Origin of the sequence: Pseudomonas sp. SZ57 (assembly GCF_009495975.1) — a bacterium.
Taxonomy (GTDB): domain Bacteria; phylum Pseudomonadota; class Gammaproteobacteria; order Pseudomonadales; family Pseudomonadaceae; genus Aquipseudomonas; species Aquipseudomonas syringae.
In genome coordinates this window covers 135,694-149,561 of sequence record NZ_WIBD01000028.1, presented here as the reverse complement: position 1 = coordinate 149,561, position 13,868 = coordinate 135,694, and the positions used below count along the sequence as shown (strand labels likewise).

Sequence of the window (13,868 nt, the reverse complement as noted above, 5' to 3'; positions counted from 1 at the left end):
CGCCATTCTACAACAATCTGCTCTGCCTCAAGCCCGCCACGTCAAAGTGCCCGGGAAAGCGCAACGCGTCCTCTGGCACCATCGGATGAGCGATCAGAAAGCCCTGTATGACCTGACAGCCGTTGTCGGCCAGCCACTGATACTGCTCGGCTGTCTCGACGCCTTCGGCAATGACCAGCATATCGAGGTTGCGGCTCAGGTCGATGATACTGCTGGCCATCGCCGCCTCGCGCTTTGACCCGACGATGTTGGCCACAAAACGCCTGTCCAGCTTCAAGGTGTCGAGTTGCAGATTGCGCAGGTGCGACAGCGAGCATTCGCCCGTACCGAAGTCGTCGAGCGCAATGCGCACGCCGACGTCATGCAGCAACTTCAGCTGTTTATGGCTGTGTGTCAGGTTGTTGACCAAAGCGGTTTCAGTGATTTCCACCTCGATCTGCCCCGGCTTCAGCTCGAAGCGATCCATGGCGCGTTTCAATTCCGAAGCCAGATTGGGCAGACAGAATTGCGTGGGACTGACGCAGACACTCAGCACCATGTCAGGCGCGAAGATCCGGCTCCATGCCTGACGCTGCTCGGCGCCCTGATCAAAGATCCAGCTGCCGAGCCGGTTGATCAGTCGGGTCTCTTCCAGCAGCGGAATGAACAGCGCAGGCGGCACCTCTCCGACCGCAGGATGCTGCCAGCGCAGCAAAGCCTCGAAACCCCGCAAGCGACCATCCGCCACGTGAATCTGGGGCTGGTACACCACTGAAAAATCCCGGCCGTCGATGGCCGTACGCACGCTTTCCTCAAGCATCAGTCGCGAGCGGGCACGCCCGTTCATGTTCTGATCATAGAACCGATATTGCTGCCGTCCGGCACGCTTGGCTTCGTACATGGCGATATCTGCCGCGCGCAGCAGACCGTCCAGATTCGAGCCGCAATCCGGAAAGGTTGCAATGCCGACGCTGGCACCCAGCGTGATCTCGACGCCGTCGACCTGACGTCTTCCGGATACGCGCTCAATGAGCTTTTCGGCGATCTTGGCCGCCTGTTCGGGGTAATCGAGCCCGTCGATCACCACCGTGAACTCATCGCCGCCGATGCGCGCCAGCACATCGTAGGGGCGCATGCTGTCCTTGAACTGCTCGGCGACCCAGAGCAATACCTGATCACCCGCTTCATGGCCCAGCGCGTCATTGATCTGCTTGAAGCCATCCAGATCCATGAACAGCACGACCAGGTATTTATCGGCCCGCTCGTTGCGCAACAGCATGCTTTCAACGGCCTGATAAAGCCCTCGGCGATTGAGCAGGCCTGTCAATGCATCGGTGACGGCCTGTTTTTCCAGCTGCTGATAAAGATCACGGACCACCGACATATCGAGAACCGTCAGCACCATTGCTTTCTGTTCGGCAGGCAGCGCCGCGCAGGACAACGCCACTGGCAGTTGCGTGCCTTGCGCCGTACGCAGAATGGCGTCGTGCACCCGATAGGTGTCGGACTTGCGATAGTGCTGATAGAAACCAGAATCCAGCCAGTGGCCCACCTTCGGTTCGATGATGTAGTCCAGCACCTGGGTGCCGCGAAGGTGATCGACCGAGGTGTTCAATAACTGGCAGATAGCCGGGTTGGCAAAGCTGATAGTGCCCGCTTCGTCAACGACCAGAATACCTTCGGCGACGTTGGCCAGCACCGATGCATTGAACGCACGAGCCGATTCCAGCTCCAGCGACAACTGTTGCAGCGCACGGCGATTGCGCTGCTGTTCAAGCAGGGTCTGCACCTTGGGCTTGAGCACATTAGGGTCGAAGGGTTTGAACAGATAATCCGTCGCACCATTCGCATAGCCCTTCTGCACCGCATCCTGGGTCTGCTCATTGGCGGTGAGAAATATAATCGGCGTCAGGCGGGTACGCTGACTGCCGCGCATCAGCCGCGCGACCTCGAAACCGTCCATGCCCGGCATTTGCACATCCAGCAAAACCAGGTCGACTTCCTGCTCGAGAAGTACGGTCAATGCTTCAATTCCGGAACTTGCAGTCACGATGTGCCAGTCCGTTCTTTGCAGAACAGCGCACATCGTCACCAGATTCTCCGGGTAATCATCTACAACAAGTAAAACTGAAGAGCCATCATCTGGCTGGGTTGGCACGCGTTCCATGCTGCTTCTCTTTGTGGGCATGACGCCTGAGACTCAGGACGACCGTCATACTTTGGAATAACTCTAGCCTCGTCTCGCCAAAAGCAGAAGCAAGGCGCCTCTTCCCTACTGTCAAAGTTCGATCTAGCCGACTAACGGTCATTCTCTACACCCCTTGCAGGCTCTGCCCTGCAGAAGAAGTGACAGCACTTTGACGCCATCCGTTCGACATTTTTTTATTAACAAATTGTCCTACGAGCCGTATAAAAGTCGGCTGAAGCCTCGCGCCAGAGGCTTTTCCATGAGCGATACAAAGACATTTACGGACGGAGACAAAATGGTAGATCTTGGATCGTGGAATCTCAGCATCCCGGTGGGGTCACCCCCCAAGACCATCGAAACCGCTCAGTTAGTAAAAGGCTACGACGGTAAATATTTCAAATCCAAAACCGACTCCATTGTGTTCTGGTCGCCCGTCACCGGCACTAAAACCGAGAACGCCAAATATTCCCGTAGCGAACTTCGGGAAACGTGGTCCGACGGTTCGCTGCATAACTGGGTATATCCGGATGCCGACAACTATCTGAACGCCAAACTGGAAGTCGATCAGGTACCTTCCACCGGCAAGGTGGTCATCGGACAAATACACGCATACGAGAGCACAGAGCCGCTCCTGAAAGTCGAGTTTCAATACAAGGAAGACACCAAGACCGGCGATATCGTTGCAAAAGTTCGCAACCGCTATGACGATGACGAAAGCAAGGTTTACACCATCGTAGAAGGGGTGAAGCTGAATGAGACATTCAATTACGTCATTCACCTGAGCAAGGGCGGCAAACTGTCCGTCAGCGCCAAGGATCAGGACTGGAGCACGCGCATCAGCGAGACCTGGCGGGACAAGCCTCTGTACTTCAAGGCGGGGGTGTATACCCAGGACAATACCGGATACACCTCGGAGGGCGGCAAGGCGACGTTCTACAACCTCGACATCGATCACAACCAGAGCTGACCGGCACGCTGCTCCCGGCGCACATACAGAACGGCCCGCGCTTCACGAAGAAGAACGGGCCGTTTGTGTTTCAGTCAGACCTCTCAGCGGTTGGCTTTGAAATCCTGCTCGGCTGCCAGGAAACGGGTCTGCATGGATGCAGAAGCAGGCTTGCCGATCAGGCTGAACACCACGATCGCGAGGCTGGCCAGGATGAAGCCGGGAATGATTTCGTACAGCCCCATCGTACTGAACTGCTTCCAGAGCACCACGGTCGCCGCACCCACAATGACCCCGGCCAGAGCGCCGTTACGGGTCATGCCCTTCCATAGCACCGAAATCAGCACCACAGGGCCGAAGGCTGCGCCGAAACCGGCCCAGGCGTAACTCACCAGGCCCAGCACGCGGTTTTCGGGATTGGCCGCCAGCAGAATGGCAATGATCGCGATCAGCAGCACCATTGCCCGACCGACCCAGACCAGCTCGACCTGCGAAGCTTCTTTGCGCAGATAAGCCTTGTAGAAGTCCTCGGTCAACGCGCTGGAGCACACCAGCAACTGGCAGCTCAGCGTACTCATCACCGCAGCCAGAATGGCCGACAGCAGCACGCCCGCAACCCATGGGTTGAACAGCAGCTTGGCCAGCTCGATGAACACCCGCTCCGGGTTTTCAGTCACCGGCCCAGCAACATCCGGGTGCGCCGAGAAATAGGCGATGCCGAAGAAACCCACCGCTACGGTGCCGCCCAGGCACAGGATCATCCAGGCCATGGAGATGCGTCGGGCGCTGGCAATCGACTTGACCGAATCGGCCGCCATGAAGCGCGCCAGGATATGTGGCTGACCGAAATAGCCCAGGCCCCAGCCGAGCAGGGAAATGATGCCGATGAAAGTAGTGTTCTTGAACATGTCGAAGCTGGTCGGATCTTTCGCTTCAATGGCCAGAAAGGTGGTATCCACGCCGCCCGTTGCCAGCAGAACGATGATCGGCGTGAGGATCAGCGCGAAGATCATCAGCGTGGCCTGCACGGTGTCTGTCCAGCTCACTGCGAGGAAACCACCGACGAAAGTGTAGGCAATGGTCGCCGCAGCACCGGCCCACAGGGCGGTTTCGTAGGACATGCCGAAGGTGCTTTCAAACAGACGCGCCCCCGCAACGATGCCCGAGGCGCAATAGATGGTGAAGAACACCAGAATCACGATGGCCGAGATGATGCGCAGCAGGCCGCTGCTGTCTTCGAAACGGCTGCTGAAGTAATCCGGCAGGGTCAGCGCGTCGCCGTTGTGCTCTGTCTGCACACGCAGACGGCCAGCCACGAACAGCCAGTTCAGGTAGGCGCCGATGATCAGGCCGATGGCGATCCAGCTTTCCGACAGGCCGGACATGTAGATGGCACCGGGCAAGCCCATCAACAGCCAGCCGCTCATGTCAGAGGCACCTGCTGAAAGAGCGGTGACCACGCTGCCAAGACTGCGTCCGCCGAGGATGTAATCTGAAAGGTTGTTGGTAGAGCGATAGGCCATCAGGCCGATCAATACCATTGCCGCTATATAGATCACGAACGTGATCAAGGTAGGGTTGCTGACACTCATGAGTTCTGCCTTGGCATTATTTTTATGTTGGCACCCGATGCCAAAGGGAATGGCGACCGATATTCGGCACATCCCTGCTTTTGCACCCGACACCGCGTTGACTGATCGCTCCGCAAGGATTGGCAATCAATGACTGGCGGTTGCACCGCAGGAACGAATCCTATTAAACAAAGCAAACAAGGTGCAACCCATTTCATCCTGCAAGTTGCACCTGTTACAAAAAACCTGACGCAGATGCATTTACGCGCCATTTTAGGGCGTTTTCGATGCAATCTACAAAAAATCGCGCACCAGCATTGAGCGTAGCGCTGTTTTTATGAGCTGCTCGCCGGGAGCGTCACAAAATATTCTCCAAATCGGGTTGCACCCGGTTGCACCTCACCCCGTCCCGAGGCTAATCTGCGCCAAAGCCGATGCCACCTCCGCGTGGCTATAAAGAGGACAACACATGGCCACCACCACTCTTGGCGTCAAACTTGACGACCCTACCCGCGAGCGATTGAAAGCCGCAGCCCACTCCATCGACCGTACACCGCACTGGTTGATCAAGCAGGCGATTTTCAATTACCTGGAAAAGCTCGAGAGTGGTGCAACCCTGTTGGAGCTCAATGGGTCTGCCGGGAAGGAAAACGATGACCGCGGCGAGCTGGCAGAAGACGCGGGGCTGCAATGCTTCCTGGATTTTGCCGAGAGCATTCAGCCACAGTCCGTATTACGTGCAGCCATCACTTCCGCCTACCGTCGCCCCGAGCAGGAAGTGGTGCCGATGCTGCTCGAGCAGGCGCGCCTGAGCGCCCCGGTTGCCGAAGCCACCAACAAGATGGCCGCGTCGATTGCAGAGAAACTGCGTAACCAGAAAAGCGCGGGCGGTCGCGCAGGCATCGTTCAAGGCCTGTTGCAGGAGTTTTCACTGTCCTCTCAGGAGGGCGTTGCGCTGATGTGCCTGGCCGAAGCGCTGCTGCGTATTCCGGACAAGGGCACCCGCGATGCGTTGATTCGCGACAAGATCAGCAACGGCAACTGGCAGCCGCACCTGGGCAACAGCCCGTCGCTGTTCGTCAACGCCGCCACCTGGGGCCTGCTGCTTACCGGCAGACTGGTTGCCACTCACAATGAGGCGGGCCTTACGTCCTCGTTGAGCCGCATCATCGGCAAAAGCGGCGAACCGATGATCCGCAAGGGCGTCGACATGGCCATGCGCCTGATGGGCGAGCAGTTCGTCACCGGCGAAACCATCGGTGAAGCATTGGCCAATGCCAGCCGCTTCGAAGCCAAGGGCTTCCGCTATTCCTACGACATGCTGGGTGAAGCGGCGCTGACCGAACATGACGCGCAGAAGTACCTGGCGTCCTACGAGCAGGCCATCCACTCCATCGGCAAGGCCTCCCACGGTCGCGGCATCTACGAAGGTCCGGGAATTTCCATCAAGCTGTCGGCACTGCATCCACGCTATAGCCGCGCCCAGTACGAGCGGGTGATGGATGAGCTGTACCCGCGCCTGCTGTCGCTGACCCTGCTGGCCAAGCAATACGACATCGGTCTGAACATCGACGCCGAAGAAGCCGATCGCCTGGAGCTGTCGCTGGATCTGCTTGAGCGCCTGTGTTTCGAACCACAGCTCACCGGCTGGAACGGCATCGGCTTCGTCATTCAGGCGTATCAGAAGCGCTGCCCTTACGTGATCGATTACGTGATCGACCTGGCACGCCGCAGCCGCCATCGTCTGATGATCCGCCTGGTCAAGGGCGCTTACTGGGACAGCGAGATCAAGCGCGCCCAGGTCGAAGGCCTGGAAGGCTATCCGGTGTACACGCGCAAGGTGTACACCGACGTGTCCTACATCGCCTGCGCCCGCAAACTGCTCGCGGCACCGGAAGTCATCTATCCACAATTCGCTACGCACAACGCCCATACCCTGGCGGCCATCTACCAGATTGCCGGTCAGAATTATTACCCCGGCCAGTATGAATTCCAGTGCCTGCACGGCATGGGCGAGCCGTTGTACGAGCAGGTCGTGGGCAAAGTCGCCGACGGCAAACTGAATCGTCCTTGCCGCGTGTACGCCCCGGTCGGCACCCATGAAACACTGCTGGCCTATCTGGTGCGTCGTCTGCTGGAAAACGGCGCCAACACCTCGTTCGTCAACCGGATTGCCGACCACTCGATCTCGATTCAGGAGCTCGTCGCAGATCCGGTCAGCCAGATCGAACGCATGGCAACCCAGGAAGGCGGTTTCGGCCTGCCGCATCCGCGCATTCCGCTGCCGCGTGATCTGTACGGAACCGAACGCGCCAACTCCAGCGGCATCGACATGGCCAACGAGCATCGTCTTGCTTCGCTGTCTTCGGCCCTGCTGGCTACCGCGCACAACGACTGGAAAGCCGCCCCTATGCTGGGCTGCCCGGCCAGCGCTGGCACGCTGAGTGCTGCGCTCAACCCATCGGACCTGCGTGACGTGGTCGGTCATGTACAGGAAGCGTCCCTGCCAGATGTCGATAACGCCATCCAGTGCGCCTTGAGCGCCGGTCCGATCTGGCAGGCCACTCCGCCTGTCGAGCGCGCTGCGATTCTGGAGCGTGCCGCTGACTTGATGGAGGCTGAAATCCAGCCGCTGATGGGCCTGCTGGTCCGTGAAGCGGGCAAGACCTTCGCCAACGCCATCGCCGAAGTGCGCGAAGCCGTGGACTTCCTGCGTTACTACGCCGTGCAGGCGCGCAATGACTTCACCAACGACGGCCATCGTCCGCTGGGGCCGGTGGTCTGCATCAGCCCGTGGAACTTCCCGCTGGCAATTTTCAGTGGTCAGGTGGCTGCTGCACTGGCTGCGGGTAACCCGGTGCTGGCCAAACCTGCCGAGCAGACACCGCTGATCGCCGCACAGGCCGTGCGCCTGCTGCTTGAAGCGGGCATTCCGGAAGGCGTGGTGCAATTGCTGCCGGGTCGCGGCGAAACCGTAGGTGCCGGGCTGGTCGGCGACGAGCGTGTCAAAGGCGTCATGTTCACCGGTTCCACCGAAGTCGCCCGGCTGCTGCAGCGCAATGTGGCAGGTCGCCTCGACTCTCAGGGTCGCCCCATTCCGCTGATCGCCGAAACCGGTGGCCAGAACGCGATGATTGTCGACTCTTCGGCGCTGACCGAGCAGGTGGTGATCGACGTGGTGTCTTCGGCGTTCGACAGCGCCGGTCAACGCTGCTCGGCACTGCGCGTGCTGTGCCTGCAGGAAGATTCTGCTGACCGCGTCATCGAAATGCTCAAGGGCGCGATGGCCGAGAACCGCCTCGGCAATCCGGAGCGCCTGTCCGTGGACATCGGCCCGGTGATCGATGCAGAGGCCAAGGCCGGTATCGAAAAACACATCCAGGCCATGCGCGACAAGGGCCGCACGGTCTATCAGGTGGCCATCGCCGACAGCGCCGAACTCAAGCGTGGCACTTATGTGATGCCGACCTTGATCGAACTGGAAAGCTTCGATGAGCTGCAACGCGAAATCTTCGGTCCGGTACTGCACGTGGTGCGCTACAAGCGCAAGGAACTCGGCCTGCTGATCGATCAGATCAACGCTTCCGGTTATGGCCTGACCCTGGGCGTGCACACCCGCATCGACGAGACCATCGCCAAGGTCATCGACAACGTCAATGCCGGCAACGTCTACGTCAACCGCAACATCGTCGGCGCCGTGGTGGGTGTTCAGCCATTCGGCGGCGAAGGCCTGTCCGGCACCGGCCCCAAAGCCGGTGGCCCGCTGTACCTGTATCGCCTGCTGTCGACGCGCCCGCAGGACGCTATCGAGAAATCGTTCGTCCGCAGCGATGCGCTGTCTGCACCGGATACGCGCCTGCGTGAAGTTCTGGGCAAGCCGTTACAGGCATTCAAGGCCTGGGCTGCCAGCAATCAGCAAAGCGATCTGGACGCCCTGTGCAGTCAATACGCCGAGCAATCGCAAAGCGGCATCACCCGCCAGCTGGCGGGCCCGACCGGCGAACGCAACAGCTATGCGATCCTGCCGCGTGAACACGTACTTTGCCTGGCTGACGACGAGAACGATCTGCTGATTCAACTGGCAGCCGTACTGGCGGTCGGCAGCTCTGCCGTGTGGCCGGAAACCGACATCAGCAAACCGCTCCGTGCTCGCCTGCCGAAGGACGTTCAAGCGCGCATCAAACTGGTACCTGACTGGGCCAAGGACGAAGTCACCTTCGACGCCGTCCTGCACCACGGCGACTCCGATCAGCTACGCGCCATCTGCCAGCAGATCGCACAACGCAGCGGTGCCATCGTCGGCGTCAACGGCCTGTCCCACGGCGAAACCAACGTGCCACTGGAACGCCTGGTGATCGAGCGGGCATTGAGCGTCAACACCGCGGCGGCGGGTGGCAATGCGAGCCTGATGACGATCGGCTGATGCCGTGCGTTAACAGATGACGCAGAGCGTCAAGAACGGCATTCCCACGCTGGAGCGTGCGGAACGAGAGGTGTCTGAAAGACACCGACCGTTCCCATGCTCTGGACTATCCGCGTCCGCTCTCGATACCCCCTGCACACGCTCGACCATCACCCGAATCAATCTTGCTACCCTCCCCCCTCAACCCGACCTAGACTTGAGCCATTCCAAGAACAGGTACGCCATCATGTCCGAGTCGCTGCTCAGTTCCCGAAATCTGGCTTTCGAGCTGTATGAAGTTCTGGACGCCGAAGGTCTGACGCGTCGCGAGCGCTTTGCCGAGCATTCGCGGGAAACCTTTGATGCGGCGCTGGGGACGGCGCGCGCCATTGCGGAAAAGTACTTTGCACCGCACAACCGCAAGGCTGACGAAAACGAGCCGCGCTATGAAAACGGCGAAGCGATCCTGATTCCTGAGGTCAAGCCCGCGATAGACGCGTTTCTCGAGGCCGGCTTTCTCAATGCATCACGCGACTTCGACGCAGGCGGCATGCAGTTGCCTACGCTGCTGTCGCAAGCCTGTTTTGCCCACTTTCAGGCTGCCAATGTCGGCACCACGTCGTATCCGTTTCTGACAATGGGCGCGGCCAATCTGATCGAGAGTTTTGCCGACGACGAGCAGAAGCAGCGTTTTCTGCAACCCATGATCGAAGGCCGCTTCTTCGGCACCATGGCGCTGACCGAGCCGCATGCCGGTTCGTCGCTGTCAGATATCCGCACACGCGCCGAACCGGCAGGCGACGGCACTTATCGGCTGCGTGGCAACAAGATATTCATTTCCTGCGGGGATCATTCGCTGTCGGAGAACATCGTGCACATGGTCCTGGCAAAACTTCCGGATGCGCCAGCCGGGGTCAAAGGTATCTCGCTGTTCATCGTGCCCAAGTTTCTGGTCAACGATGACGGCAGCCTCGGCCAACGCAATGATGTACTGCTGGCGGGCCTGTTTCACAAGATGGGCTGGAAAGGCACCACCTCCACCGCGCTGAATTTCGGCGATAACGGTGAGTGTGTCGGCTATCTGGTGGGCAAGCCTCATCATGGCCTGAATTACATGTTCCAGATGATGAACGAAGCGCGTATCGGCGTGGGGCTTGGTGCGGCGATGCTGGGTTATTCCGGCTACCTTTATTCACTGGAGTACGCCCGCGAGCGGCCGCAAGGGCGCTTGCCGGACAGCAAAAGCCCGGACAGCAAGCCGGTCCCCATCATTGAGCATGCTGACGTGCGGCGCATGTTGCTGACCCAGAAAGCTTACGTGGAAGGCGCGTTTGACCTGTGCCTGTACGCCTCGCGGCTGTTCGATGACACACAGACCGGCGAAAGCGAAGACGATCGCAAGCACGCGCATGAATTGCTGGACCTGCTGACCCCGGTGGTCAAGTCATGGCCGTCGGAGTTCTGCCTGAAGGCCAACGAACTGGCGATCCAGGTCCTGGGCGGCCATGGCTACACCCGCGAATACCCGGTCGAGCAGTATTACCGGGATAACCGCCTCAATGCGATCCATGAAGGCACTCACGGCATCCAGTCGCTCGACCTGCTTGGCCGCAAGCTGGCGCAGAATGGCGGCACCGGCCTCAAGCAACTGCTGCGCCTGATCTCGGCGACCTGCGAACGCGCCCAGACTCATCAGGCACTCGACGAACTGCGCCAGCCTCTGCAGCAACTGGTCGCACGCGTGCAGGCCGTCACCCTCGGGCTGCTCACCGATCTGGCACAGGGCAGAATCACCAGCACGCTGGCCAATTCGGCGCTGTACCTCAAGGCATTCGGCCACACGGTAGTCGGTTGGCGATGGCTCGAACAGGCGGTCCGCGCAGAAGAAGGCCTGAGTGGCGGCAATCAGGCCGACGGCGACTTTTACCGCGGCAAACTGCAGGCAGCCCGGTACTTCCTGACGTGGGAAGTACCGGGCTGCCATCACGAACTGGCGATTCTGGAAAGTCGTGATGACACCTGCCTGGCAATGCGCGACGACTGGTTCTGATTAAAACCTGACTAGCACTTGATCAGTGAAAGCCGAACAGATCCGCCAGTGGCTCTTGCGGGAAAAACCGGTCGACCAGTGGCTTGGCATCGTTACCCAGCTTGAGTGCGTACTGCTCTCGGCTGAAGGGCTCGCCCGTGCGCATGTCGTAAAGCGCCCGCCCCGGATGAGGGCGATCGACCTCCTGCATCTGGATTTTCATGATGCGGTAAAACTCGCCGCTCACCTCTTCGATGCTGTCTATCTGAAAGTAGCAGCCGGGCAAAAAGATTGATTCGGCTTCCTCGGGCGAGGCTGAAAACGGTGCAATCGGTGTGGCCCGCAGGTATCGGCCCTTGGGCAGAACGAAGACCACCGAGGTGTCATCGAAGGTTACCGGCCCGATCAAGGCGTTAGCGGGTGCACCGGCCCGACTGCTGGCGAAGGCGCTGACCACATAGGGGTTTTCACTGAACGAGGTGACATCGGTATTGACCAGCACATCACCGACCTTGATCTGCCCGCTGCGGAACACGGCACCCGAAGTCCCGCGATCACCACTGCCGCCGCGGTACAACTCGACATCATTGTTGTACCCCACCACCTGGATGTCATCGGCCAGTCGCTCGATGAGTCGTACCTGATTGGCCCTTTTGCTCTCGCCCGTGCGCAGGAACTGATTGAATTCAGCGTCATCCTGGGTGTAGAGCATGATATTTCTGCCGTAATAGTCGTCCTCTCCGAGCTTGAAAACCCGGTGTTTGCCATGCCAAGGGTCTTTGTACACCTCGTCGCCGTCGGGTGATGAGTCCGACATAGGGGCCTCCTCAGGGCCTGGCTCCCAAATCGTCATCACGTCTTTCTGCCGAGCCAACGCCACTTCAGAATAGTGTTGCTCATTGAACAGATCCGTTTGCAGATACCTGTCCCAAAAGGCCGAGTGCACGGTCACATAAGGCTTGCCCGTCGCGGCGGATGCACTGCTTGACGGCACCGGCACATCCATCGGGGCACCGCCCTGCAGACCAGGCGAGCCAAGCAACGTCCACTCTCCGCTGGCGTTCAAGCGCACAGGTTTACTGCCCACGAATGCAAACGGGTTGTCCGGGTTGACGATAAACCAGCACTGCTGCTGTTCATTGAACATTACGCGATAGGGCAGTTGCGCAAGCTTGATCCAGGTTTCGCCATTGCCCAGCGTGTAGATGCCGCGAAACCTGCCCTCCGCAGTTGAAGGCGTCAGGCTGTCGAGCAGCAGGTTGCCTTCCATATTGTCCAGCGGATGGGCTGGCGCGCTGCTGCTTTCCAGCACCTCGCTGGAGATCGGCAGCCCTTCGGTTGCAGCCACCGGCACAGGCTGAGGGACGGCACGTATGGACATCAGCAGAGGCAGATTGAACAGCAGATAAATGATGTTGATGATCGCGCCCAGCACGCCCGCCTTGCGCTGCGCAGCGGTCTTGCCATTGACCGCCTGGTCGATGTTCAAACCGGTATTGGCGAGACTTGCGCCAACCAGCGTCAAGGCGATCGGCCAGCCCAACGGCGCAAGCCCGCCAAACGCCTGCATGAATGCGCCCAGGTAGCCGATCCACATCTGTTTGCGCAGATCCGCATTGGAGGTCAGCAGTTCACGTGCATCGGCGGTCATTCCCTGTCGGGCGACGTCTCGCAGATACACGAAGGGATCACCCGCAATAGGTGTTTGCGCCAGGTTGACCAGTCGAACGTCGGCACGCCAATCGTGCGCAAGCAACTGGCTCACCGCGCGAAAGAACCGCTCACCATCCTTTTTTCGGGACGCCTCGCCACGCAGAAACTGACGTGTTATCGCCTTGTCGGCGTGCTCGCCCATGAACCGGACCTTGAGCCAGCGGTACACCGCACGTTCGCTATCGAACGCCATGAACGGCTGCTCGGCATCGGGCCAGTAGATGATCTCGCGGCCAGCGGCGGTGACGATACGCAAAATGTCATGGGCCTTGATGCCGTCGATATCCAGCGTATGTACCGTGACACCGGGAGTCGCAGGGGGCGGGCCCTGCAACGCCTTCAGCGTAGGCGTCTGCAAGGGATCGGCGGTGACGACGCACGTGACGTGCTTGAAATCATCGGCTGAAAGCTGGCCCTTGCGCAGACAGTGACTGGCCGCAACCAGATAGCGTGCCTTGGCCAGGGTGCAAAAGTTCTCGCTGTGCAGGCTCCAGAAACGCTCCATACGGCGGGTGTACAGCGCGCTGAAATCAAGCGTCCACATGTCTCTGAGCACGTCCTGAGGAAGCATGGGCACCTCGTTGCGCTCGTCGAAAACCCCGTGAGCCGGGCCATCGGTATAGAAACCGCCGTACAGGGAAAGCTCGTCGCTGGCTTCCTGATCGTGGGCGCTGAAGTGCCGCATGAGCAGCTCGATCAAGGTCATCGACTGCACCGGCGTTCCGGAATGCTGCCAGCCGGTAAACGTGCGCGGACTGCTGCTGGCACTGCTGAAACGATGCCAATACACCTGCTCCGGGGCAAACACGCGCTGGGTGTGCTGCAGAATGATCCTGCTGGCGGCGGTATGGGCCAGATCGTAGAGATCGGGATAATCGAGAACGAACTGCTGCGCACGTTCGCGCAACAGTTGCTGGTCGGTTTGGGGTGTTTCCAGGGGGTTAGGTGTCATGACGTCTTCCTGTATGAGAGAAGTCATGCACGTAATCATTCATCAGAGCGTTGGTGGCGCTAACTATCTATACCCTTCACCTGATGTT

At 59.5% G+C, this 13,868-nt stretch carries 6 protein-coding genes; 3 read left to right on the top strand and 3 right to left on the bottom strand.

The window, feature by feature from the left end; genetic code table 11:
• Positions 1–7: 7 nt before the first annotated feature.
• Positions 8–2,146: an EAL domain-containing protein gene (locus GE543_RS22935; protein ID WP_003414388.1), complete on the bottom strand. Its 2,139-nt coding sequence runs from the start codon at positions 2,144–2,146 to the stop codon at positions 8–10.
• A gap of 316 nt (positions 2,147–2,462) precedes the next feature.
• Here GE543_RS22935 and GE543_RS22930 point away from each other — a divergent pair, with 316 nt between their 5' ends.
• Entirely contained in the window at positions 2,463–3,134 is a 672-nt protein-coding gene (locus tag GE543_RS22930; protein ID WP_003414386.1) for a polysaccharide lyase family 7 protein, read from the top strand.
• An 83-nt stretch (positions 3,135–3,217) separates the two neighbouring features.
• On the opposite strand, the gene putP is transcribed toward GE543_RS22930, so the two are convergent.
• On the bottom strand, positions 3,218–4,705 hold the full coding sequence (gene putP / locus GE543_RS22925; protein ID WP_153222446.1) for a sodium/proline symporter PutP: 1,488 nt from the start codon (positions 4,703–4,705) through the stop codon (positions 3,218–3,220).
• A gap of 448 nt (positions 4,706–5,153) precedes the next feature.
• On the opposite strand from putP, the gene putA reads away from it, so the two are divergent.
• Both putA and GE543_RS22910 read left to right on the top strand, forming a co-directional pair.
• Positions 5,154–9,107: a trifunctional transcriptional regulator/proline dehydrogenase/L-glutamate gamma-semialdehyde dehydrogenase gene (gene putA, locus GE543_RS22920; RefSeq protein WP_153222445.1), complete on the top strand. Its 3,954-nt coding sequence runs from the start codon at positions 5,154–5,156 to the stop codon at positions 9,105–9,107.
• A 226-nt stretch (positions 9,108–9,333) separates the two neighbouring features.
• Positions 9,334–11,136 (top strand): acyl-CoA dehydrogenase, encoded by a 1,803-nt coding sequence (locus GE543_RS22910; RefSeq protein ID WP_103696056.1) that lies wholly within the window; start codon positions 9,334–9,336, stop codon positions 11,134–11,136.
• A 22-nt stretch (positions 11,137–11,158) separates the two neighbouring features.
• Here the strand turns inward: GE543_RS22910 and GE543_RS22905 are convergent, their stop codons facing one another.
• The gene (locus tag GE543_RS22905; RefSeq protein ID WP_178118660.1) at positions 11,159–13,780 is read right to left on the bottom strand and encodes a dermonecrotic toxin domain-containing protein; all 2,622 of its coding nucleotides are present in this window, start codon (positions 13,778–13,780) and stop codon (positions 11,159–11,161) included.
• Between the last annotated feature and the right edge of the window lie 88 nt (positions 13,781–13,868).